The following is a 22,100-nucleotide window of genomic DNA, read 5'->3' on the forward strand; positions in this document are numbered from 1 at the left end:
CGCGGTCGCCGGGTCATGCCACCACCGCATCGGCCAGCATGAAGCCCGCGACCGCCAGCAGGACGAGGGCGAAGACCCGCTGCAGGGTGTGTCCGGACAGCTTCGCCGACAGGCGCTTGCCGTCCCAGGCACCCAGGATCGCCGCCCCCGCGAACGGTCCGATGACGGACCAGTCCAGGCCCTCGGCCGTACCGGCGCGCATCGCCAGTGCCGCCAGCGAGTTGACGGTGATGACGAGCAGGCTGGTGCCCACGGCCGCCCGCATCCGCATGCCGAGGACGTCGACCAGGGCGGGGACCGCGAGGAAGCCGCCGCCCACCCCGAGCACGCCGGTGACCGCGCCGAGTCCGGCGCCGGCGGCCGCCGCCCGCACCGGCCGTACGCGGACCGTGCCGTCCGGGTCGGAGCGGGGCCGCAGCATGCGTACCGCGGCGGCGGCCGCGACCACGGCGAAGGCCACGGTCAGCACGGCCGCCGGCAGGCGTCCGGCGAGCGCGCCGCCCAGCATGGCCGGGCCGGTCCCGGCCGCCGCGAACAGCAGCCCCGTACGCCAGCGGACATGCCCGTCCCGGGCGTGCGCGGACAGGGCGGTGGCGGAGGTGACGGTGACGATGACCAGACTGGCCGTGGTGGCCGCGACCGGGGTGAAACCGAGCAGGTAGATCAGGGCGGGCACGGTCAGCACACTGCCGCCGCCGCCCAGGGCGCCGAGCGCCAGACCGATGACGGCCCCGGCGGCCAGCGCGAGTATCACCGCGCTCACGCGACGGTCCCGTTCCCGCCCCGCGCGTCCACGACCGGCAGTCCCGCACCGGCCCACTCCTGCATGCCGCCCACGACGTCGACGGCCTCGACGCCCCTGGCCCGCAGCAGTTCCGCGGCCTGCCGGGAACGGCGGCCCGAGCGGCAGATCACGACGACCGGCCGCGATAGCGCCTCAGCGGGCAGCCCGGCACCGGCGGCCAGCGCCGTGAGGGGCAGGTGTACGGCGCCGGGGGCGTGACCGGCCTGCCACTCGCCGGTTTCGCGTACGTCGAGCAACACGCAGACTCCGCTGTCTCCTGCCGCCCGGGCGTGCCCTGTGCGGGCGGCGGCTTCCCGCACGGTCACCCGGGCCGGGCCGCCCCGGCCGCGTCCGAAGAGGCTCATCGTGGTTCTCGCTCCTGTTCGTCTTCTGGGTTGGGGTGCTCTGCGGCGGACGCCGTCAGAGAGTCGGGGGCCGTCAGAGGGTGCGGACGGTCAGCCCGGCCTTCTCGGCCGAGTCGAAGCGGTCGTCGACCGCGACGACGTCGCGGCCCGCGGCGTCCAGCAGGGAGGCGGCGACGGCGGCGCGCATGCCACCGGCGCAGTGCACCCACACCTGCCCGTCGGGGACCTCGCCGAGGCGGCGGTGCAGGGCGTGGACGGGGATGTGGACCGATCCCCGCACCTGGCCCGACGCCCGCTCCGAGTCCCGTCGGACGTCCAGGACGACGATGCCGTCCCCGGAGCGCTCCGCGAGGTCGGCGAACGTGGCCCGCGGGAAGGAGGCGAGAGCGTCGCCCTCCCGGGCCCAGCTCCTCGGCTCTCCCGTGGCCGCGGCCGCCGGGCGGTCGATGCCGACCCGGGCCAGCTCGCGCTGGGCGGCGGCGAGTTGTCCGGCGGACTCGGCGAGCAGGGTCACCGGCTTGCCCCACGGGATGAGCCAGGCCAGGTAGGTGGCGAGCTGTCCGTCGGCCTCGAAGTTGAACGAGCCGGCGACATGGCCTTCGGCGAAGGCGACCCGGTTGCGCAGGTCGACCACCCACTCCCCGGCGGCGAGCCGGGCGGCGATCTCACCGGCGTCCGCGAGGGCGGGCTGGGTCAGGTCCAGCGGGGCGGGCCCCGCGGCGTTGGCCGGGCCCATGTGGGCGTAGTACGCGGGAATGTCGTCCAGACCGGCGAGCAACTCGGCGACGAAGCTGTCCACGTCCCGGGTCAGGGCCGTGTTGGACGCCTTCTCCTTGCCGATGGTGGTGGACGTGCCCTCCGCCTGGCTCGACGAGCAGAAGCTGCCGAAGCCGTGCGTGGGCAGCACGGTGGTGTCGTCCGGCAGTTCGCCGGCCAGGCGGTGCGCGGAGGCGTGCTGGGCCCGGGCGAGGTCTTCCGTCAGCCGTGGTTCGACCAGGTCGGGCCGGCCCACGGTGCCGATCAGCAGCGAGCCGCCGGTGAACACGGCGACGGCCGTGCCGTTCTCCTCCAGCGCGTACGAGGTGTGGTGCGGGGTGTGGCCGGGGGTCGCGATCGCGCGCAGCACCAGTCCGGCGACGGCGTCGATCTCGTGGTGGTCGCCGTCGTGCACCGGCACGCGCTCGTACGAGACCCGGGCCGCGGCGGGGACGAGGTAGGCGGCGCCCGTGATCCGGGCCAGCTCCAGTCCGCCGGTGACGTAGTCGTTGTGCAGGTGCGTCTCGACGACGTGGGATATCCGCACCCCACGCCGTGCGGCGGCGGCGATCACGTGGTCGATGTCACGCGGTGGATCGACCACCACGGCCGTCCGCTCGCCGCCCGCCAGATAGCTGCGGTTGCCGAGCCCGGCCACCTCGATCGTGTCGATGAAGAACACGGGTGCTCCCTTCCGGTGAAATTACCCCCCGGGGTATATATCGACGGTAGCACGAGTACCCCGGGGGGTATTTTCGGCAGGCGGGAAGGCCGCTCGCCGCCGCAGAGGTGCCCACAGGCCCCGTGATGAGGCCGAAGGGCCCCTGCCGCCGTTCCGTGCCCCCGGGGAGAGTGGGCAGCAGGACCCTCCTGGGCAGGTGAGCCGCGATGATGTACTGGATGGGCGGCTGGGCGTGGATGGCCTTCATGCCGTTGCTGTGGATCGCGCTGATCGCTCTGGCCGTGTGGGCGGGAATCCGCTTCGCCCAGCACCCCGCGGCGCGCGGCGACACCCACCGCGCTCCGGAACAGAGAGAGACACCGGAGGAGATCCTCGACCGGCGCTTCGCCACCGGCGAGATCGACGCGGACACCTACACCGAGGCGCGTCGACGCCTGGCCGCCCACAGGCCGGGCCCCGATGACCGGGCTGTCGCGCCGATGGCCGTACCTGGCCGTGCTGCTCGCGGAGGTGGCCGCGCTCATCGACTCGCTGGTGTGGGTCACGGGCGCCGGTACCGGGCCATGGCGCCCCGGCCCCGGGGTGATGGCGGGCGCCGGGCCCCGGGAAGGCCGCGTCCACGGCATGGCCGATGCGGACCGTGCCGCGGGGCGCTTCGCCGACCGGTGGGGCCTGCGCGTCGGGGAGGTGATGCGGTTCAGCAACGGCTACCAGGCCGAACTCCTCCGCCCCGACGGCCGCCCCGCCACCGAAGTCCTCCTCGACCCGGGGAGCGGCACCCGCACCTGGAGTACGGCCCGGCCATGATGTGGAACACCGCCTACGGAATGATGCCCGCACCCCGCCGGCCCGGCGCACCGGAAGTCGGATCCGGCCGGGCGGTACGCATCGCCGACCGGTGGCTGAGCGAACACCGCGCCGGGCTGCACGCCGCCGAGGCCGATCAGTTCCCCGGCTACCACACCCTGCACACCCTGCGCGACCACCACATCGTCGGCACGGACTGGTACCACAGAGGTGTGAGTCGCGAGGCCGACGCAGCCCCTGCCCCCTTCGTCGAAGAGGCGGTCCGTGACGCCGCCGACCGTCTCTGTGACGTCCCCGGCCCTGGTGCGCTGTAGGAGGCCCTGCCTATCAGCAGTGAGGAGGCCGGACGTGGCCGCCGGACCGACAGCGACGGACGATGAGGGCACGGCGGCGCCGAGCCGTCCGTGGCGTTCTCCGGCCCGGCGGACGTCCCAGCGAGCGGAGTGGGGACATGCGAGAGTTCCTGGTCGAGATCACCACCACGATTCCCGAGGGCACCACAGATGATGAGGTCGACCGCCGGCGCGCCGCCGAGGCCGTCCGCGCTCGTGAGCTGGCCGCCGCCGGCCACCTGGTACGGCTGTGGCGCCCGGTCGGCGAGCTGCGCAGCATCGGTGTCTGGCGTGCCACCGACGACAACGAGCTGCACGAGAAGGTGCTCGGCACGCTCCCGCTGCGCCCGTGGATGACCCTCACCGTCACCCCACTGGAGGCTCACCCCAACGACCCGGGCCGGACCGGCGCCACATCGTGACGGGCAGGGCCCGGTCGGCCGTACCGGCCGCCGCCACCTTGTCGTAGGGAGTGCGGGCGACGTCGGCGAAGAGGTCCTGGTGACAGCGGCCGGCCGTCCCCCGAGCGGGTGTCCGCGCACCTCCAGTCGGAGCTGGTCACCGGGCCGGCGCCCGGCGGTGGGCGGACGCTGTACGGGGTGGGCGCCGGACCTGGGCCGGCCCGAAGGGGCCGTCCTGCCGGTGGCCGTGGACCGGACGGCCCTGTCGGGTACCCGGCGGTCCGCCGGAGGGTGGAGCTGTGCCCGCCCGGGCATGCGTCACGCCCCGACCGCCGTCCGATCCGGAAGGAATCCCGATGTCCGTCGACACGCAGCAGGCGCCCGCCGGGCTCACGGACGAGGAGCTCGCCACGCTGGACGCCCACTGGCGCGCCGCGAACTACCTCTCCGTCGGCCAGATCTACCTCATGGCCAACCCCCTGCTGACCGAACCGCTGCGCCCGGAGCACATCAAGCCGCGCCTGCTGGGCCACTGGGGCACCTCACCCGGCCTCAACCTCGTGCACACCCACCTCAACCGCCTCATCAGGGCCCGCGGACTGAACGCCCTGTGCATCTGGGGACCGGGCCACGGGGGTCCCGCCGTCCTGGCCAACTCCTGGCTGGAGGGGTCGTACACCGACACCTATCCGGACATCACCCGGGACGCGGCGGGCATGGCCCGGCTCTTCAAGCAGTTCTCCTTCCCCGGCGGGGTGCCCAGCCACGTCGCCCCGGAGACCCCGGGTTCGATCCATGAGGGCGGCGAGCTCGGCTACTCGCTCTCCCACGCCTACGGCGCCGCCCTCGACAATCCGGACCTGCTGGTCGCCTGTGTGATCGGCGACGGTGAGGCGGAGACCGGACCGCTGGCCGCCTCCTGGCACTCCAACAAGTTCCTCGACCCGGTCGACGACGGCGCCGTCCTGCCGATCCTGCACCTCAACGGCTACAAGATCGCCAATCCGACCGTGCTGTCCCGGATCCCCGAGGCGGAACTCGACGAGCTGCTCAGGGGCTACGGCCACGATCCGATCCACGTCACCGGCGACGACCCGGCGGCCGTGCACCGCGCGATGGCCGAGGCCATGGACACCGCCGTCAGCCGCATCGCGGCGCTCCAGCGGGCCGCGCGGGAGGGCGGCGCGACGCAGCGCCCCCGCTGGCCGATGATCGTGCTGAGCACCCCGAAGGGGTGGACCGGCCCGGCCGAGGTCGACGGGCTGCCGGTGGAGGGCACCTGGCGCTCCCACCAGGTGCCGCTCGCCGCCGTCCGGGACAACCCCGAGCACCTGCGGCAGCTGGAGCAGTGGATGCGGTCGTACCGCCCGGAGGAGCTGTTCGACGAGCAGGGGGCGCCGCGCCCGGACGTACTCGCCTGCATCCCCGAGGGCACCCGCAGGCTGGGGGCCACGCCGCACGCCAACGGCGGGCTCCTGGTGCGCGAGCTGCCTGTGCCGCCGCTGGAGCGGTACGCCGTGGAGGTCGACAAGCCCGGTGCCACCCTGCACGAACCGACCCGTGTCCTCGGCGACCTGCTCCAGGACGTCATGGCGGCCACCGCCGAGCGCCGCGACTTCCGCCTGGTCGGCCCCGACGAGACCGCCTCCAACCGGCTGCAGGCCGTCTACGGCGCCAGCGGCAAGGCCTGGCAGGCCGCGACCCTGCCCGTCGACGAACACCTCGACCGGCACGGCCGGGTGATGGAGATCCTCTCCGAACACACCTGCCAGGGCTGGCTGGAGGGCTACCTCCTCACCGGCCGGCACGGCCTCTTCTCCTGCTACGAGGCGTTCGTGCACATCGTCGACTCCATGGTCAACCAGCACATCAAGTGGCTGCGCACCACGCGCCGCCTGCCCTGGCGCGCCCCCATCGCGTCCCTCAACTACCTGCTCACCTCCCATGTGTGGCGGCAGGACCACAACGGCTTCTCCCACCAGGATCCCGGGTTCGTCGACCACATCCTCAACAAGAGCCCCGAGGTGGTACGGGTCTATCTGCCGCCGGACGCCAACACCCTGCTGTCGGTGGCCGACCATGTGCTGCGCAGCCGCGACTACGTCAACGTCGTCGTGGCCGGCAAACAGCCGTGCTTCGACTGGCTGTCGATGGAAGAGGCGAAGGTCCACTGCGCCCGCGGCGCCGGGATCTGGGAGTGGGCCGGCACCGAGGACGGTACCCGCGAGCCCGACGTGGTACTGGGCTGTGCGGGCGACGTGCCCACGCAGGAGGTGCTGGCGGCGGCCCAGTTGCTGCGGCGGGAGCTGCCCGGTCTGGCGGTGCGCGTGGTGAACGTCGTCGACATCGCCCGCCTGCTGCCGAGCGAGGAACATCCGCACGGGATGAGCGACTTCGAGTACGACGGTCTCTTCACCGCCGACAAGCCGGTCATCTTCGCGTACCACGGTTACCCGTGGCTGATCCACCGCCTTGCCTACCGGCGCGCCGGCCACCAGCACCTGCACGTGCGCGGCTACAAGGAGTTCGGCACCACGACGACGCCGTTCGACATGGTGGTCCGCAACGACCTCGACCGCTACCGCCTCGTGATGGACGTCATCGACCGCGTCCCGGGTCTGGCGGTGCGGGCGGCGGCCGTACGCCAGCGGATGGAGGACGCCCGGCAGCGGCACCACGTCTGGATCCGGGAACACGGCACGGACCTGCCGGAGGTGGCCGACTGGTCGTGGGACGGCTGAACGGATCCGGGACTCCCGCGTTCCGGTGGCGGGGGCGGGTCACAGGTGTGCCGCGTGGTCGGGGACGTAGGTCCGCAGATCACGCGGCGGCCGTTCGTAGCCGGTGGACGGCGGCCGCTCCGGCAGGTCCAGCACCGGTGGCGGCACCTCGTGGTACGGCACGGACGACAGCAGGTGGGCGATCATGTTCAGCCGGGCGCGCCGCTTGTCGTCGCTCTCCACGATGTACCAGGGCGCCTCGGCGATGTCCGTGTGCACCATCATCTCGTCCTTCGCCCGGGAGTACGCCTCCCACCGGGTGATCGACTCCAGGTCCATCGGCGACAGCTTCCAGCGCCGCAGCGGATCCTCCAGGCGGCGCTGGAAGCGTTCCTGCTGCACCGCGTCGCTCACCGAGAACCAGTACTTGCGCAGCAGGATCCCGTCCTCGACCAGCATGCGCTCGAAGGTGGGGCACTGGCGCAGGAACAGCCGGTGCTCCTCCCCGGTGCAGAAGCCCATGACGCGCTCGACGCCGGCCCGGTTGTACCAGGACCGGTCGAACAGCACGATCTCGCCGGCGGCCGGCAGGTGCGCGACGTACCGCTGGAAGTACCACTGCGTGCGCTCGCGCTCCGTCGGCTTGGGCAGCGCCACGATCCGGGCGACACGAGGGTTGAGATAGTGGGTGACCCGCTGGATGGCGCCGCCCTTGCCGGCCGCGTCCCGCCCCTCGAAGACGACGACCAGCCGGGCGCCCTCGGCTCGCACCCACTCCTGCAGCTTCACCAACTCGATCTGCAGTCGCAGCAGTTCGGCCTCATAGGCCTTGCGTGACAGCGTCGCCGCCTTCTCGTCGGTCATCTGATCATTCTCTCCCGACTGACGGTGGAATCACGCCGTACCGGCGAGTCGGACGAGGTGGCGGGCCGTGCCGGCAGGGTCGACGATCTGGTGGAGGTGTTCGCCGGGCAGCTGGACCACGCGCCAGCCGCGTGCGCGCGCCTCCGCGGCCAGGCCGTCGTAGGGCGGGCTGAACAGCACGTAGGAGCAGGGATGGTCGTCCCATCCGTCGGGGACCGGGACGCGCTGCTCGTAGTAGGAGAGTGGCAGGGTGGGCTGCTCCTCGACGACCGTCCGCCGCGTCACCGGATCCGGGAACATGGGGGCGACGTCTGCTTCGTCCCACCAGTCGGTCCAGCGCGGCAGCCTGCCGTTCACGGCCATGGGGCGGAGGAACGCCAGTACCTCGGGCGAGGCGACGGGAGTGGGCCCGGTGCGCGCCGGCAGTGCGGCGTCGACGAAGATCGAGCCGGCCACCCGGTGGTCGAGCCCCGAGCGGATCGTGGGAAGGAACAACCCCGCGTTGCTGTGGGCCACGAGCGTCACGGGGCGGTCGGCCGGGACCTGCCGCAGGTCGTCGCGGACCGCCGCGACGACCCGGGGCCAGAACGGCGGCCCACTCGCACCGATGTGCTGCAGGGACGGCACCCGTACCTGGTGTCCCGCCGCCGCCAGGTGTTCGGCCACGGGGTGCCAGGTCGAGGGGCCCACGGACGGACTGTGTACGAGAACGAAGACCGGCTGCATGCGACGATGCTGCCCCGCGCGCCGTCCGAGGTGCCACAACCTCGGCCCACAGCAGAATGCCTTGCCCTCACCGGGACAGGCCGGCGCGGACGAGACGGAACGCGGCCGCCGGGTCCGGGGCGCGTGTGACCGTTCGTCCCACCACGATGTGCGAGGCGCCGGCGGCGATGGCGGCGCGTGGTGTTCCGGGGCGGGCGTGCTCGGCCGGAGAGTCACCGGGCAGGGTGACTCCCGGAGTGACGATCAGGGGATCGGCCCCCAGTGCGCTGCGCAGGGCCGCGACGTCCTGGGGCGAGGCGATCAGCCCGTGACAGCCGGCCTTGCCCGCGAGCCGGGCCAGTCTGAGCACCTGCTCCGCGGCCGAACCCCCGATCCCGATGTCGGTGAGGTCCTCGTCGGTCATGCTGGTGACCACGGTCAGCGCGAGGATCCGCAGTCCGGGGAAGGCACGGGCGGCCTCGACGGCGGCAGTCATGATGCCCAGGCCGCCCATGCCGTGCACCGTCACCATGGAGACGCCCAGCGTGCCCGCCGCGCGCACCGCACCGGCGACCGAGTTGGGGATCTCGAAGAGCTTGAGATCCAGGAAGACCTCCTTGCCCTGCGCCACGAGGAACGTGACGAAGTCGGGTCCGGCCGCGGTGAGAAGCTCCAGGCCGACCTTGTAGAAACGGCACTCCTCACCCAGCTGACCGACGATGCGCTCGGCGCCGGCCCGGTCGTCGCAGTCCAGGGCGACGATGATCTGATCGCGTGTGTCCACGCCGCCATTGTGGCCGCCGGCTTCTCCACGAACGCCGCGGAGACGGTTCCCGTCGGCTGCGGCTCGTGGTGTCCGGTCAGAGGAAGCTGACGCCTTGGGCGAGGTTCAGTTCGCCTGAGTAGTTGATGGTGTTGGTGGCCGAGCGCATATAGGACTTCCAGGCGTCGGAGCCGGACTCCCGGCCGCCGCCGGTGTCCTTCTCGCCGCCGAAGGCACCGCCGATCTCGGCTCCGGAGGTGCCGATGTTGACGTTGGCGATGCCGCAGTCGGAGCCGGCGGTGGACAGGAAGATCTCGGCCTCCTGCTGGTCGCGGGTGAAGATGCTGGACGACAGGCCCTGGGGGACGTCGTTGTGCAGGGCGAGCGCCTCGTCGAGGGTGCCGTAGGTGAGGACGTACAGGATCGGTGCGAAGGTCTCCTCCCGTACGACGTCGGTCTGTTCGTCGACGCGGACGAGGACGGGCTCGGCGTACGCCGCCGCAGGTGCCGCCTCGGCGAGGCGCCGGTTTCCGCCGGCCAGGATCTTGCCGCCCTCGGCCTGGACCCGGGTCAGGGCGCCCCGCATGGCGTCGAGTGCGGCGGTGGAGATGAGCGGGCCGACCAGCGTGGAGTCGTCGAACGGGTCGCCGATGGGCAGCCTGGTGTAGGCGGCGGTCAGCCGCTCGACGAGGGTGTCGGCGATGTCGCGGTGGACGATCAGGCGGCGCAGCGTCGTACAGCGCTGGCCCGCGGTGCCGGCCGCGGCGAAGACGACGGCCGGGACGGCGAGGCCGAGGTCGGCGGAAGGAGCGACGATCGCGGCGTTGTTGCCACCGAGTTCCAGCAGACTGCGACCGAAGCGGGCGGCCACGCGGGGGCCGACCTCGCGGCCCATCCGGGTGGAGCCGGTCGCACTGACCAGGGCGACACGTGGATCGTCGACGAGCTTCTCGCCGACCGTGCGGTCACCGAGGAGCAGACGGTGGACGTCACGGGGCGCGCCGACCTCCTCGGCTGCACGGGCGAGCAGGTGGTCGCAGGCCAGGGAGATCAGCGGCGTGAGCTCCGAGGGCTTCCAGACCACCGTGTCGCCGCAGACGAGGGCGACGGCGGTGTTCCAGGACCACACGGCGGCGGGGAAGTTGAAGGCGGAGATGACACCGACCACGCCGAGGGGGTGCCAGGTCTCGGCCAGCCGGTGTCCGGGACGTTCGGAGGCGATCGTACGGCCGTAGAGCTGACGGGACAGGCCCACGGCGAAGTCGCAGATGTCGATCATCTCCTGGATCTCGCCGAGCGCCTCGGAGCGGATCTTGCCCGCCTCGATGGTGACGAGGTCGGCCAGGTCGCTCCTGTGCTCGCGCAGCAACTCGCCCAGGCGGCGGACCAGTTCTCCGCGGCGTGGGGCGGGCGTGGTGCGCCAGCCGAGGAAAGCGGTACGGGCGGCGGCGATGGCCTCCCCGGTATCGGCGTCGGTCGCGGCCGGCAGGGCGAAGAGGTGCTCGCCGGTCAGGGGAGTGCGGGCGTGGAGGCCGGTGCCCTCGGCCACGTCGACGCCGATGTTCCGAAGGGCGGCACGGGCGTGTGCGCGCAGGTCGTCCGTGGTGGGCAGTGCGGTGCTGGTCATGGTGGTCCTTCGGGATGTGAAAGGTCAGCCGGGGATGTCGGTGAGGCCCAGTTCGCGGGCGACGCGGGCGAGGGAGCGGTTCTGCTGCTGTTCGTACAGGTCGAAGGGGTCCAGGACGTCGCGGCCGATGGCGCCGGAGAGCCGGGCGGCGTCGTAGGAGGTGCCCTGCTGGTCGTTGTCGCGGACGCCCGCGCCGCTGAGGTTGGACTGGAAGATGCCGGCGGCGGAGCGGGGCAGGAAGTCCTCGTAGACGATGGGCTCGGCGCGTACCCAGCCCCGCCGCACCAGCTCGCCGAGGCCGGCGGGCGGACGGCTGCCGTCGCGCGGCCGGTCGGGGTCGACCCGGTAGGTGAAGCAGGCCAGTCCCTCGGCGGCGAGTTCCTGCTCGCCGCCGGGCATGTGCCGCTCCCACACGGCGCGCGCGATGTCGCCGCGGGCCTCGGAGGCGCGCTGGGACGCCTGCTCGTCGACACGGCCGAGGAGTTCGTCGTACAGGGCGCGGCCCTCGCGTGTGAGGGCGATGCCGCGGGCCTCGACCTCGCCGAAACGGACCCGCAGGGCGCCGCTGACCACGCTGCCGTCCGGAGTCCGCATCGCGCGGGGTTCGGCCAGGGCCCGGAAGGAGGTCTGCCGCAGCAGCACATCGGGGCCCTTCCAGGCGGGCGGGCCCTGGATGGTGTCGATCATCTCGATGCCGCGCTCGGTCATGCGCCGGTACAGCTCGTCGATGTCCAGGACGCGCGGGGTGAGGTGGTTGATGTGCGTGCTGCGCACGCCGCCGATGTCCGCGGCGACGGCGGAGATCCGCTCCAGGGTCTCGTACCAGGCCTTGTCGACCGGCTCGGGGGACAACTCGAATGCGCGCACGGCCAGGTGGAGGAAGCGTTCGGCCGCCTCCTCGGGCAGTTCCCGCTCGGCGGCGGCACGGTCGGCCAGGGCGAGCAACTCGGGGGGAAAGAGCTCGCGGCCGGCGAGGAAGGTGTCGAGGCGCGTGCGCAGGTCGGCGTCGAAGAAGCGGGGGTCGGCCGGAGTGAGCATCGAGGTGAACACCCGGAAGGGGTTGCGTGCCAGCTCCTCGCCGTCGACCGGCCGGAACGCGGTGGAGACGACGGGGACGGCGCTGGCCGCTGCCTCCCGCAGGTCGTAGAACCCCACCGGGTGCATGCCGAGGGCGCCGAAGACGCGGGCGACCTGCCCCAGTTCGCGCGGCGTGCCCACACGGATGGCCCCGTGCCGCTCGGCGGTCACCCGGCTGATGGATCCGAGGCGTTCGGCGAAGGCTCCCCGGGCGCGCAGGACGTCCTCGTTGACCTCGCGGGAGACGTCCACGAGCGTGGTGTAGGCGGGAACCTCCTGCCCGTACATCTCCGACAGGCGCGCCGCGAACGCGGCCCGCAGCTGCCACTGACTGATCGTCGACATGGTTCGGCCTTTCGGTCGGGGGCACCAAGTGAGCCGTCGGTACGCGCGGCGCGTGAGCCGTCGGTACGCGCGGCGCGTGAGCCGTCGTCGGCCACACCGCGTGGGCCTGCGGCACTCACACCACGTGCGCTTCGGGTCGGATGCCGGTGCCGTGGCGGAACCGGTCGGCGCTGAGCGGGGAGACGTCGGTGAACGGTGCGCGCTCCAGGTACAGGTCGCGCATCACCTCGCCGACCGCGGGCGCCTGCAGGAAGCCGTGGCCGGAGAACCCGGTGGCGTAGAGGAAGCCGGGAAGTTCGGCGGAGCGGCCGATCAGCGCGTTGTGGTCCGGTGTGACCTCGTACAGGCCCGCCCATCCGCCGACGGTCTCCATGCCGGCCAGTGCTGGGGCGCGGCAGCGGGCGACGGTGCGGAACAGCTCCAGCCACCGAGGGGTCCAGGTGGTGTCGAAGCCGTCCGCCTGCCCCGGGTCGGCCAGCCCGAACAGCAGACCGTCGTCGCTGTTGTGGAAGTAGGCGGTCGAGGAGCAGTCGATGGTGAACGGGATTCGCGGGACGGGCGGTGAGAGCGGCGCGGTGAACGCCAACTGCCGTTTCACGGGCCGTACCGGGAGGTCGACACCGACCATGGCGCCGATCCGCGCCGACCAGGCCCCGGCCGTGCAGATCACGGTGGAGCACGCGATGCGGCCTCGGCCGGTGTGCACACCGGCGACCCGGTTCCCGGCCGTGTCGATGCCGGTGACCTCGGTGTGGGTGGCGAGGGTGACGCCGGCCCCGGCCGCGGCCCGCGCGTACCCCTGGACGACCGGTCCGGGGCGGGCGTGTCCGTCGGTGGGGCAGTACGCGGCGGCCACGAGGCCGTCGGTGCTCAGGTAAGGACACAGGCGCCGGGCCTCCTCGGGGCTGGTCATGCGGCTCGGCACGTCCAGGCTGTTCTGCAGCGTGACGCCGGCCTCGAAGTCGCGCGCCTGCCGTTCGCTGTCGAGCAGGAATGGATAGCCGACGGTGTCGAGCCGGATGCCGGCGCCGGGCCGTCGGGGGAAGTCCCGGTAGGCACGCAGGCTGCGGCTGCCCAGCTCGATGTTGAGCGGATCGGAGAACTGGGCACGTACGCCGCCGATCGGCTTGCCCGAACTGCCGCAGCCGAGGTCGCCACGCTCGAGGACGACGACGTTCGTCACCCCCGCTTCGGCGAGGTGGAACGCGGTGCTCGCCCCCATGACGCCGCCACCGATGATCACTACATCGGCGGAGTCCGGAACGGTGCGGAAGGCGGAGGAGGACAACGGGCCACTCCCTTCCGGAGGCCACCGCGCCGGACGGTTCCGTGGCCGGAGCGGCGGGGGCTGTCAGTGACAGGGTGATGCCGGTCAGCTGTCTGTGCGCCATCGTGCAGCAAGCCGACCGTTGACGTCCATCAACGGTTGGTGCTTCTGAACTTTCGGGCTTTCTCTATGGACTGGACGAGTGCGCGGCTGCGTTCCGCGACCGCGGTGATGGTGCCGCGCCTGGCAGCGAGATATCCGGGACGCTACGGGTCGGCCTCTTCGCCACGGCCGCCGCCGAGCTCCTGCCGGCGGCCCTGCGCAGGGTCCGCGAGACGCACCCGGAGTGACCGTGCGCAGCCGGGACATGGACGTGGACGAGGTGTACGACGCCGTCGCCGGCGGCAGCCTTCTCGCCGGCCGTTCCCAGCGGAACGGTGCCCGGCCGGCACAAGGTCTCCCTGGCCGACACCGGGGACCTGGACTGGATCCTGCCGTCGGCCGGCAGCCACTACGGCCGGGCCGTGCTCACCGCCTGCCGCCGGGCCGGTTTCGAACCGCGGGTGCTGCACGAGGTGACGGACACGGCTGCCGCCCCTGGCCCTGGTCGAGGCCGGTGTCGGGGTCAGCGTGGTGACGGGTCTGATGCTCCGGCTGCGCCCCTCATGCCTCGATCTCCTGCACCTGCGGGAGACGATGGAACGTCACATCGTGGTCCTCTTCCGCTCCTTCGCCGAGCACCGGCCGACGGTGGCCGCGCTGGTGGATGTCCTGCGAAGCTCCGCGGCCCGCCGCCAGTGGCCGGCACCGCGCCGCCGGCCATCACGCCCCATGCCGCCGACCGCGACCTCGCCGGGGAACGCGTCCGCGCCGCGATGCGGAGCACGGGGCGTTGTCAGTGGTGGCTGCGAGGCTGGCCGCATGGACAGGGACGATGAGCAACTGCTGCGCCGCCGGGTCTACGGCCAGGACCACGACCAGCCGGGCCCGCGGCCGGGACGCCGGTACGCCGAACTGGTCGGCGGTCCGCTGGACGGGCTCCTGCTCGACATAACCGGCTGGCCGCAGGCCGAGGTCGGCACCGTCGCGGCCCTCCCCACCGAGCTGGGACAGTTCGGCGCCGGCGGCCGGGCGATGTACGCCCCGCGCCCCGGCGACCCCCGCCACTTCGACTGGGACGGGGACGCACCTTGAAGGGCGTCGGCGGGGTTTCGAGTCCCGGGTGCGCGCCCCGGCGTGGCCGTCGTACGTCACCGCGTCCTGCTCCATCCCCCTGCGTGATCAGCCGCCGGCTGCCGATTCGACGTCCGCCCGCCGCGCCGCGCCCGAGACGATGGCCAGCCACGTACGACCGCCGGTGGGGAGGCCACCGTCGCCGCTCGAGGAACCGGATCCGCTACGTCACGGCGTCCGCGATGACCGCGGTGACGACCTTCTCGACGTCCGCGGGCGCGGGCGATGCGGCTTCCCGGTCGGCGAACAGCAGGTGAGCGGCCCCGATCAGGGTGGGTGCGAGCGTGTCGATGTCGGCTTCGGCCGCGATGCGGCCCCGTTCACGCTCGGCGGTGAGGTAGGTGGAGATCATGCGGGTGGCCTCCCTGAGGACCGGCACGCCGCCTCCGGTGAGTTCCCGCAGCCGAGTGCGCACGGCGTCGCGGGAGATGACCAGGCCGACGATTCTCAGGGCGATCGACCCGAACAGGTCGGTCAGCGCACGGGTGAGGTGGGCCACGACGCTGCCGGTGCCGGCGGAGTCGCGCAGTACGGCGGCCTGGATCTCGATCCGGCCGATACGGTCCAGCACGAACTCGGTGAGAAACTCGTCGAAGTCCGCGAAATGCCGGTGCACCAGGCCCTTGGCGACGCCCGCCTCGGTGGTGACCGCCCGGCTGGTCAGCGCGTTCGCACCGTCCCGGAGCAGTACGCGCTCCGCGGCGGCGAACAGCTGCTCACGCGCGTCACGCAGAGCGACCCCTGTCGGCACCGCACACCTCGATCCTTCGTCAGTTCGTGCTCTCCGTTGCGAGTGGGCATGCGCCCACTTAGAGTGGGCGCATGCCCACTCTACCTCCGGCCCGCCATGGTCGCCGTGCCGAGCACGAGTCACATACGCAGCGCGAAGTAGCCGAGTCGTACGGCGAAGACGCCGAACGCTACGACCGGACGCGGCCCCGCTACCCGGACGCCCTGGTGGAGCGCATCATCGCCGGCAGCCCCGGCCGAGGCGTCCTCGATGTAGGCGCGGGCACCGGTATCGCCGGGCTGGCGTTCCAGGCCGCGGGTTGCACGGTCCTCGGGGTCGAGCCCGACCCGCGGATGGCCGAGTTCGCCCGTCACAAGGGCCTTGAGGTCGAGATCGCCACGTTCGAGGACTGGGACCCGGCCGATCGGACGTTCGACACCCTGATCGCCGGAACGGCCTGGCACTGGATCGACCCGGTGGCCGGCGCCGTCAAGGCGGCCCAAACGCTGCGGCCCGGAGGCCGGCTGGCGCTCTTCTGGAACGCCTTCCAGGCTGCCCCCGAGGTGGCGGAGGCGTTCGGCTCGGTCTACGCCCGGGTGTTGCCCGACGCACCGATCTACCGGCTCGCGATGGCCGGCCGGCAGAGCTACGCCGGCGTGCTCGCCAAGGCGTCCGACGGGCTGGAGCACTCCGGCGCGTTCGCCGAGCCCGCGCAGTGGCACTTCGGCTGGGACCGCGACTACAGCCGCGACGACTGGCTGGACCAGGTGCCGACCTTCGGCGGCCACGGCCAACTCCCGCCGGACCGGCTGGATGCGCTCCTCACCGGGTTCGGCGACGCCATCGACTCGATGGGCGGCGCCTTCACCATGCACTACACCGCACTGGTCCTCACGAGCGTCCGCACCCGCTGAACTCCTCGCAGCCGGAGAACGGGACCGGCACCGCACCCGCCCACCGACCCGTAGCGGAGCAGCGACCACAGCCCGGCACCTCCACCCGCAAGTCCCGTCTCCCACCGGCCCACCCGCACGACGGCGCTCACCCCACGGCGCGGACCGGCAGACACTACAGAGGCGTTGAAGGGCTCGGCCGGCCCACACGAGGAGGTGTCACGTGGGGGTCTTCATCACCGGTGGCTTCGGCTTCCTGGGCCGCCGGCTCGCCACCGGCGACCGACCCCCTGGTGGACGTCGTGCACGGCGAGCTGACCGACCGCCTGGGCGACGTGTTCGCGGAACCCGTCGATGTGCTCTTCCACCTCGCCGCCGCGGTGTCGGTCGAATGTGAGGCCGACGTCGACCTCGGCATGCGCGCCGACGTGGACACGATCCGCGCCCTGCTCGACGCCGCCCGGGCACAGTCGGCCACCGGCGGCCCGATGCCACGGGTCTGTTCGGTCAGATGACGTACCAGTTGGCGCCGTGGCTGTCGTTCGCGCGACGAGTGCTCGGTCTCGGCATCCTCGCGGTCGTCGGCAGCCTCGCCACCACGCTCGTCGCGAGCACCGTCTACGACGCCCTCCCGGGGCTTTTCACCGCTCCAGCGGGTGTCATCACGCTCATGGCCCGCATCCGTGGTGGCCGGAACCGTTCCGCTCGTCCGGATCGTCGCGCCCGGGATCTTCGTAAGGGATGCGGCTCAAGTGCAGGACCTCGCCCAGAGTGCCCCATTCGTCGCCGCCGAGCTTGGTGAGCGGACGCAACAGCCCGCTGCTCGGCAGGTTGTCGACGATGTAGTCTTCGTCCGCCGCGGCGTGGACCACCCGTCCGAAGACCAGGGTGGAGTTGCCCATGTGGAGAGTGGTGTGCGAGCGGCATTCCAGAACCACAGGGGAGCCCGCCACTCTGGGCGGCCGCACACATCTGCTGGCTTCGCGCTCGACACCCGCGGTGTCGAATTCGCTGACCGCACGAGGAAAGTCGATGGCGGTGGCGTTGATCAGCTGCAGCAGCGGTTCGGACGAGAAGTTGACGACGAATTCCCCGGTGTCCTCGACGTTGCGCAGAGAGTCCTTGCGGCCGATCGAGGTGAACTGGACGATGGGGGGATCGGTGCTCGCGATGCTGAAAAAGGAGTGCGGGGCGAGGTTTTCGGTGCGTCCGTCCGGGGTGGTCGTGGAAACCCAGGCGATCGGCCGTGGCACGACGACCGATGTCAGGAACCTGTAGAAGGCCGTGCTGTTCATCGCCTCAGGGTCGTACTCGACGCGCATGCGCCCCAGTATCGAATCCGACCTGCGTCGAGCGTCTACAGGCTGGGAGCGTGTCGGGCCAAAGGTGCGGTCGGGCCGCCGGACCGCGCTCGTGCCGCGGCGACTGCGGACCTCGGTGCCGGGGGGCCGAAAGCGCCGGTGCCCGCTCCGGGCGAAGGGATCGGGCACAGGTGCTCTGGTGGTTGATCAGAGCGTCTTGATGAGACCGCCGTCGATGGTGAAGTCGGCGCCGGTGATGTTGGCGGTGCGGTGGCCGGCGAGCATCAGGACGAGGTCGGCGACCTCGTCGGGGCGGGTGAAACGACCGGTGGCGAGGCCGCCCAGGCCGTTGATCATCTGGTCCACGGCTTCCTGCGGTTCGACGCCCATGGCGGGGGCCGGCGAGGCGTGGCCGGCCAGGGCCTGCCAGGCGGTGAGGGCCGCCGGCGGGACGGCCGCCGCGCCGCCGTGGTCCAGCCGGGACGGCCCGGCCGCCGGCGCGACCGCGGGAACGGCGACGTACTCGGCAGTGGTGGCCCCGTCCCGCGTGAACGGGATGAGCTCGTGCACCTCGTCTCCCACTGCCGGGCCCGTCGAAGTTGTCGGTCCAAGTGGCGTCCCATGTGAGTTCACCGTTGGTGATGGAGGCGGCACGCGCGGAGAGGAGCACCTCGCCGGCGCCCGGCCGGGGACGCGGCGCGGACCGGCTTCCCCGAGGCCGAGTGTGGGACCGGGCCCGGACGGCTCCACGGCACGGCACCGGTCAACCTGCCCGCGCTCACGGTCTCGGTCGCCGACATGCTCGCCACCCTGGGGCAGGTGGCCGGCGACGCCGTCGCCGACCTCGTGAGCATCACGCACGACCCGGCCGTCGAAGCCGTCGTGGCCTCATGGCCCGCCGTCTTCGACAGCGAACGCGCCGCCGCACTCGGCTTCAGCCCGACCCGAGCTTCCTGTCGGTCGTACAGGACGACATCGCCGAGCACGCCGCCGCAGTCCTCATCGTCCCTCTCTCACGGCGGGTGCGGCGCCGAGATCGGTGATCATGCAAGAATTCCGGTCACGGTACCGGCGCCGACCAGACGGTTCCCGGCGCCGACCCCCATCGGAGGAGGGCCGCGATCATGCGTGAACTGGCGGAGACAGCACGGCAGTGGGCGGCTCAGGGACGTACGGGCGTCCTCGCCCGGCCCCTCACCGAGCGGGGCTTCGGCCCCCGGCGCCCGGCCGACGCCCTCCTGATCGACCAGGACGGTCACTGCCACGGCAGGCTGTACCAGGGGGCGTTCGACGCGTACCTGGCGGCGGAGGCCGCTGCCCTGCCCGCGGACCACACCGCGGGCGTGCGCCAGGTGTCCGTCCACGGCGACGAGGTGAAGCGGGCGGGCCTGACCTGCGGCGGGCAGGCCGAAGTACTGCTGCAGTCCCTCCACACCGTTCCCGCCCGCTGGTGGGACCTGCTGGCCGAGGGAGCCGACGCCGCCCTGATCACCCGGCTGGACGCGGCGCGGACCCGGGTGGCCGGCACCGTGGCGACACCGGCACCGGAGAGGGGGGACGGGCCGGCCGAGGCCGTCGCACGTGCTCGGGAGTTGCTCACCCGCCGCCGGGCCGACCGGGATCTCTGCTCCACGGATGACGGATTCGTCCTCGTCGAGACGTTCCCGGCCGTACCCCATCTGGTCATCGTGGGAGGAGGCGAACTCGCCGAACTGCTCGTCGCACAGGCTCACCTGCTGGAGTGGCACGCCACGGTGGGGTCCGGCGTAGAGGACGCCCTCCGTCGGTTCGCCGAACGTCCGGCCGCGACCTGCTTGATCGTCCTCAGTCATGAACCGGACGTCGACGTCCCCGTCCTGTCCGCCGCGCTGAACACCGGCATCGCCTACGTCGGCGCCCTGGGCTCACGCCACACCCAGGCCCGCCGTGCCGCGGATCTCACCAAGGCCGGCCTCGGCGAGGAACTCCTCGGGCGCATCCACGGCCCCATCGGCCTCGACCTGGGCGCTCGCACCCCGGCCGAGACGGCCCTGGCCATCTGCGCCGAGGTGCTCGCCGCCCTCGACGGCAGCGAGGTCCGCGTGCTGCGCGAGAAGAGCGGCCCGGTCGACGCCTGACCCGGCCTCCCTCAGCTCCGGCCCGCTCTGGAGACGGCGGGCGGACCGCCGGCCGATGCAGGCGCTCCCCGACGCTCTCCAGCAACCCGCCCCCTGCGTGTCCGCGAACCGTCGCGATGCTCCTGCCCCGAGCACATCGCTCCGCTCGTGATCGGGCGGACCTCGCTAGTCTGCTCCGCGTGTCCGACCACATCACGCACGCGCGACGCGACGACAGGCCCGAGGAATCCCGGCGGGTGCACCTGAGACGGACGTTCGACGAAGAGGCGGAGCTGTACGACCGCGCCAGGCCGGCATATCCGCCGGAGCTGTACGACGACCTCGCGGAACTCGCCGGTGCCGGCCCCGGCAGCCGCGTACTGGAGGTGGGCTGCGGGACCGGTCAGGCGACGGTGCCACTGGCCCGGCGGGGCTGTCGTGTCACGGCCGTCGAGGCGGGACCGAGCATGGCAGCGCTCGCCCGCCGCAACCTGGCCGGGGCCGGGACGGTCCAGGTGGTGACGGCGGAGTTCGAGAACTGGCCGCTGCCCGACGAGCCGTTCGACGCGGTCGTCTCCGCGACGGCGTTCCACTGGATCGATCCGGCGGTGCGCGTGACCAAGGCGGCCGACGCGCTGCGCCCGGGTGGCGCGCTCGCCGTGGTGCGCACCCAGCATGTGCGGGGCGGCACCGAGCAGTTCTTCGTGGAGGTCCAGCGCTGCTACGAGCGCTTCGACCCCGCGACCCCGCCCGGGCTGCGGCTCCCCGCGGCCGCCGACGTCGACGGCTCGGACCACGCGCAGGAGGTGGCCCGCAGCGGCCGGTTCGGCCCCACCGCCTTTCGCCGCTACGAGCAGGACCTCACCTACACCACGGCGGAGTATCTCGAGCTGCTGCGGACCTACTCCGGCCACCGGGCTCTTCCACCGGCCGCCAGAACCGGGCTGTTGGAGTGCATCGCGGCACTCGTCGAGCAGCGGTACGGCGGCCGGGTGACCAAGCGTCAACTCATCGAACTGGGGGTGTCGCGGCGTCGGTGACTGCCCTGGACCCTGCGCCCGGCGCTGGGCGTCAGGTGCGCAGGAGTCGCAGGTCCACCGCGTCGGCCATGGCCTTCATGCCCTCGTCGTCCGGGTGGAGGTGGTCGCCCGAGTCGTAGGCCGGGTTGAGGGCGGCCGGGTTCGCGGGGTCACGCATGGCCCGATCGAAGTCGACGACGCCGTCGAAGGCACCGCTGGTGCGGATCCACTGGTTGACGCTCTGGCGGATCGCCTCGGCGGCAGGCGTGTAGTACCCGTTTCCCTCGTCGGGCATCAGGGTCGCGCCGATCACGCTGACATGGGCGGCATGCGCCTCCTCGATCAGGGTGAGGTAGCCGTCGATGAGGTCCTGGGCGGTCAGCGGCCGGCCGTCGGGGCCCGCGTTGTTGCCGATGTCGTTGATGCCTTCGAAGAGGATGACGTCCTTGACGCCCGGCTGGCCGAGGGCGTCATGTCCGAACCGCTTGAGGGCGCTGACGCCCTGCCACAGGTTCGGGACGTCCGTGAGGACCCGGTTGCCGCCGATGCCGGCGTCGACGACGCTCAGTCTCTGCGGGTTCGGTCCGGCGCCCAGCCGGCGCCCGAGGACGTCGGGCCACCGGCTGTAGGTGCCGGTCGAGGAGTGGTAGCCGTCCGTGATGGAGTCGCCGAAGGCGACGACGGTGCCCCGCGCGGTCGGTGACACGACGTCCAGCCCTGCCAGGTAGTACCAGGAGGTCGTGGTGGTGCCGAACGCGGCGGCGGTGTCGTCACCGGTGTGGTTGCCGGAGGCGATGTAGGTGGTGTCGAACGCGTCGGAGTGCCAGGTCGACATCCCCGCGGTACCGGGCACGTAGAGGCTGACGAGCAGGTTCTCCCCGGCGCTGACCGAGATCGGGACGACGTCGCTGACCGCCTCTTCCCCGGCGGGGATCGTGACGTGGTGGGCTCCGCCGAAGGTGATGTTCCGCGTGGTGCCACGCGTCGCCTCGCCACCGCTCGCCTGCACGGCCACGTCCACGGCACTGACGTCGAGCGGGGCGGTGCTGTACCGGTTGGACAGGGTGATGCGGGCACCCGAGCCCGAGACGCCGCTGTGCACCACCATCCGGAGGGTCTCATCGGTGAAGGACGGGCCGCCGGTCGTCATGCTCGGCGACCAGGCGCTCACCCGGGTGCCCTTGACCTGGGACGCGGACGCGGCGGCGCTTGCCGTCTGCGCGGTGCTCAGCGGAACGGCCGTCAGGGCCAGGCCGGTCAGCGCGCCGAGCACGGGCAGCAGGGTTCTACGGCGCGGTCGGCGACCGGCTGTCGTGCTTCTCTCTTTGGGGGG

General features: G+C 72.4%; 21 protein-coding genes and 2 pseudogenes. 10 read left to right on the forward strand and 13 right to left on the reverse strand.

The genetic code is table 11. From position 1 onward, the window contains the following. Window positions 1–13 precede the first annotated feature (13 nt). The 3 genes from SRB17_RS23120 to SRB17_RS23130 all read right to left on the reverse strand — a co-directional run bounded on the left by SRB17_RS23120 (window position 14) and on the right by SRB17_RS23130 (window position 2,587). Complete coding sequence (locus tag SRB17_RS23120; RefSeq protein ID WP_323376123.1) at window positions 14–763, reverse strand: sulfite exporter TauE/SafE family protein; 750 nt, start codon at window positions 761–763, stop codon at window positions 14–16. Next, the gene (locus tag SRB17_RS46495) at window positions 760–1,149 is read right to left on the reverse strand and encodes a rhodanese-like domain-containing protein (RefSeq protein WP_153541793.1); all 390 of its coding nucleotides are present in this window, start codon (window positions 1,147–1,149) and stop codon (window positions 760–762) included. Before SRB17_RS46495 ends, SRB17_RS23120 begins: the two co-directional genes overlap by 4 nt. Before the next feature lie 73 nt (window positions 1,150–1,222). Continuing rightward, the gene (locus tag SRB17_RS23130; protein WP_323376124.1) at window positions 1,223–2,587 is read right to left on the reverse strand and encodes an MBL fold metallo-hydrolase; all 1,365 of its coding nucleotides are present in this window, start codon (window positions 2,585–2,587) and stop codon (window positions 1,223–1,225) included. A 459-nt stretch (window positions 2,588–3,046) separates the two neighbouring features. Here SRB17_RS23130 and SRB17_RS23135 point away from each other — a divergent pair, with 459 nt between their 5' ends. From SRB17_RS23135 to SRB17_RS23150, 4 genes are all read left to right on the forward strand, one after another. Beyond that, on the forward strand, window positions 3,047–3,394 hold the full coding sequence (locus SRB17_RS23135; protein ID WP_153541795.1) for a hypothetical protein: 348 nt from the start codon (window positions 3,047–3,049) through the stop codon (window positions 3,392–3,394). Beyond that, window positions 3,391–3,708 carry a hypothetical protein gene (locus SRB17_RS23140; RefSeq protein ID WP_153541797.1) on the forward strand — a complete coding sequence of 106 codons (318 nt, stop codon included), beginning with the start codon at window positions 3,391–3,393 and terminating at the stop codon, window positions 3,706–3,708. The genes SRB17_RS23135 and SRB17_RS23140 overlap by 4 nt, the downstream gene beginning before the upstream one ends. Before the next feature lie 137 nt (window positions 3,709–3,845). After that, window positions 3,846–4,148 carry a muconolactone Delta-isomerase family protein gene (locus tag SRB17_RS23145; protein ID WP_153541799.1) on the forward strand — a complete coding sequence of 101 codons (303 nt, stop codon included), beginning with the start codon at window positions 3,846–3,848 and terminating at the stop codon, window positions 4,146–4,148. Window positions 4,149–4,483: 335 nt separating this feature from the next. Then, window positions 4,484–6,868 carry a phosphoketolase gene (locus SRB17_RS23150; RefSeq protein ID WP_153541801.1) on the forward strand — a complete coding sequence of 795 codons (2,385 nt, stop codon included), beginning with the start codon at window positions 4,484–4,486 and terminating at the stop codon, window positions 6,866–6,868. A gap of 39 nt (window positions 6,869–6,907) precedes the next feature. On the opposite strand, the gene ppk2 is transcribed toward SRB17_RS23150, so the two are convergent. The 6 genes from ppk2 to SRB17_RS23180 all read right to left on the reverse strand — a co-directional run bounded on the left by ppk2 (window position 6,908) and on the right by SRB17_RS23180 (window position 13,516). Then, on the reverse strand, window positions 6,908–7,711 hold the full coding sequence (gene ppk2, locus SRB17_RS23155) for a polyphosphate kinase 2 (RefSeq protein WP_153541804.1): 804 nt from the start codon (window positions 7,709–7,711) through the stop codon (window positions 6,908–6,910). A 30-nt stretch (window positions 7,712–7,741) separates the two neighbouring features. Further along, a complete protein-coding gene (locus SRB17_RS23160; RefSeq protein WP_323376125.1) occupies window positions 7,742–8,401 on the reverse strand; it encodes an alpha/beta hydrolase in 660 nt (219 codons plus the stop codon). Between the two features lie 103 nt (window positions 8,402–8,504). Continuing rightward, complete coding sequence (pyrF, locus tag SRB17_RS23165; RefSeq protein WP_323376126.1) at window positions 8,505–9,200, reverse strand: orotidine-5'-phosphate decarboxylase; 696 nt, start codon at window positions 9,198–9,200, stop codon at window positions 8,505–8,507. 76 nt (window positions 9,201–9,276) lie between these two features. Next, window positions 9,277–10,806: an aldehyde dehydrogenase family protein gene (locus SRB17_RS23170; protein ID WP_153541808.1), complete on the reverse strand. Its 1,530-nt coding sequence runs from the start codon at window positions 10,804–10,806 to the stop codon at window positions 9,277–9,279. A 24-nt stretch (window positions 10,807–10,830) separates the two neighbouring features. Continuing rightward, window positions 10,831–12,228, reverse strand: coding sequence for a VOC family protein (locus tag SRB17_RS23175; protein ID WP_153541810.1), 1,398 nt, complete (start codon window positions 12,226–12,228; stop codon window positions 10,831–10,833). 115 nt (window positions 12,229–12,343) lie between these two features. Further along, complete coding sequence (locus tag SRB17_RS23180; protein ID WP_153541812.1) at window positions 12,344–13,516, reverse strand: NAD(P)/FAD-dependent oxidoreductase; 1,173 nt, start codon at window positions 13,514–13,516, stop codon at window positions 12,344–12,346. Window positions 13,517–14,416: 900 nt separating this feature from the next. On the opposite strand from SRB17_RS23180, the gene SRB17_RS23190 reads away from it, so the two are divergent. Next, on the forward strand, window positions 14,417–14,689 hold the full coding sequence (locus SRB17_RS23190; RefSeq protein ID WP_153542380.1) for a hypothetical protein: 273 nt from the start codon (window positions 14,417–14,419) through the stop codon (window positions 14,687–14,689). Between the two features lie 202 nt (window positions 14,690–14,891). Here the strand turns inward: SRB17_RS23190 and SRB17_RS23195 are convergent, their stop codons facing one another. Continuing rightward, window positions 14,892–15,479 carry a TetR/AcrR family transcriptional regulator gene (locus SRB17_RS23195; RefSeq protein ID WP_323376127.1) on the reverse strand — a complete coding sequence of 196 codons (588 nt, stop codon included), beginning with the start codon at window positions 15,477–15,479 and terminating at the stop codon, window positions 14,892–14,894. Window positions 15,480–15,550: 71 nt separating this feature from the next. On the opposite strand from SRB17_RS23195, the gene SRB17_RS23200 reads away from it, so the two are divergent. Further along, on the forward strand, window positions 15,551–16,372 hold the full coding sequence (locus SRB17_RS23200) for a class I SAM-dependent methyltransferase (RefSeq protein ID WP_153541814.1): 822 nt from the start codon (window positions 15,551–15,553) through the stop codon (window positions 16,370–16,372). 248 nt (window positions 16,373–16,620) lie between these two features. Beyond that, window positions 16,621–16,851 (forward strand): annotated as a pseudogene (locus SRB17_RS23205) (NAD-dependent epimerase); the annotation flags it as partial. A gap of 168 nt (window positions 16,852–17,019) precedes the next feature. Here SRB17_RS23205 and SRB17_RS23210 read toward each other — a convergent pair. Together SRB17_RS23210 and SRB17_RS46500 are read right to left on the reverse strand one after the other, a co-directional pair. Next, window positions 17,020–17,673 carry a flavin reductase family protein gene (locus tag SRB17_RS23210; protein WP_153541816.1) on the reverse strand — a complete coding sequence of 218 codons (654 nt, stop codon included), beginning with the start codon at window positions 17,671–17,673 and terminating at the stop codon, window positions 17,020–17,022. A 186-nt stretch (window positions 17,674–17,859) separates the two neighbouring features. Beyond that, complete coding sequence (locus SRB17_RS46500; protein ID WP_228396202.1) at window positions 17,860–18,222, reverse strand: hypothetical protein; 363 nt, start codon at window positions 18,220–18,222, stop codon at window positions 17,860–17,862. 144 nt (window positions 18,223–18,366) lie between these two features. On the opposite strand from SRB17_RS46500, the pseudogene SRB17_RS46505 reads away from it, so the two are divergent. From SRB17_RS46505 to SRB17_RS23230, 3 genes and pseudogenes are all read left to right on the forward strand, one after another. After that, window positions 18,367–18,695, forward strand: a pseudogene (locus SRB17_RS46505) (NAD-dependent epimerase); the annotation flags it as partial. An 81-nt stretch (window positions 18,696–18,776) separates the two neighbouring features. Beyond that, window positions 18,777–19,769, forward strand: a complete 993-nt coding sequence (locus SRB17_RS23225) for an XdhC family protein (protein WP_153541818.1) — start codon at window positions 18,777–18,779, stop codon at window positions 19,767–19,769. Between the two features lie 179 nt (window positions 19,770–19,948). Further along, window positions 19,949–20,788: a class I SAM-dependent methyltransferase gene (locus tag SRB17_RS23230; protein WP_323376129.1), complete on the forward strand. Its 840-nt coding sequence runs from the start codon at window positions 19,949–19,951 to the stop codon at window positions 20,786–20,788. Between the two features lie 31 nt (window positions 20,789–20,819). Here the strand turns inward: SRB17_RS23230 and SRB17_RS23235 are convergent, their stop codons facing one another. Further along, complete coding sequence (locus SRB17_RS23235) at window positions 20,820–22,040, reverse strand: SGNH/GDSL hydrolase family protein (RefSeq protein WP_323376130.1); 1,221 nt, start codon at window positions 22,038–22,040, stop codon at window positions 20,820–20,822. Between the last annotated feature and the right edge of the window lie 60 nt (window positions 22,041–22,100).

The organism is Streptomyces sp. RB17, from assembly GCF_009604455.1.
In the GTDB taxonomy this organism is placed as follows: domain Bacteria; phylum Actinomycetota; class Actinomycetes; order Streptomycetales; family Streptomycetaceae; genus Streptomyces.

Bases quoted from the DNA above. Each gene is read 5' to 3' on its own strand.
- SRB17_RS23200 (WP_153541814.1), top strand. From the start codon at position 15,551: ATGCCCACTCTACCTCCGGCCCGCCATGGTCGCCGTGCCGAGCACGAG.
- SRB17_RS23140 (WP_153541797.1), top strand. From the start codon at position 3,391: ATGATGTGGAACACCGCCTACGGAATGATGCCCGCACCCCGCCGGCCC.
- SRB17_RS23145 (WP_153541799.1), top strand. From the start codon at position 3,846: ATGCGAGAGTTCCTGGTCGAGATCACCACCACGATTCCCGAGGGCACC.
- SRB17_RS23190 (WP_153542380.1), top strand. From the start codon at position 14,417: ATGGACAGGGACGATGAGCAACTGCTGCGCCGCCGGGTCTACGGCCAG.
- SRB17_RS23175 (WP_153541810.1), bottom strand. From the start codon at position 12,228: ATGTCGACGATCAGTCAGTGGCAGCTGCGGGCCGCGTTCGCGGCGCGC.
- SRB17_RS46495 (WP_153541793.1), bottom strand. From the start codon at position 1,149: ATGAGCCTCTTCGGACGCGGCCGGGGCGGCCCGGCCCGGGTGACCGTG.
- SRB17_RS23170 (WP_153541808.1), bottom strand. From the start codon at position 10,806: ATGACCAGCACCGCACTGCCCACCACGGACGACCTGCGCGCACACGCC.
- SRB17_RS23225 (WP_153541818.1), top strand. From the start codon at position 18,777: ATGCGTGAACTGGCGGAGACAGCACGGCAGTGGGCGGCTCAGGGACGT.
- ppk2 (WP_153541804.1), bottom strand. From the start codon at position 7,711: ATGACCGACGAGAAGGCGGCGACGCTGTCACGCAAGGCCTATGAGGCC.
- SRB17_RS23210 (WP_153541816.1), bottom strand. From the start codon at position 17,673: ATGCGCGTCGAGTACGACCCTGAGGCGATGAACAGCACGGCCTTCTAC.
- SRB17_RS23135 (WP_153541795.1), top strand. From the start codon at position 3,047: ATGACCGGGCTGTCGCGCCGATGGCCGTACCTGGCCGTGCTGCTCGCG.
- SRB17_RS23150 (WP_153541801.1), top strand. From the start codon at position 4,484: ATGTCCGTCGACACGCAGCAGGCGCCCGCCGGGCTCACGGACGAGGAG.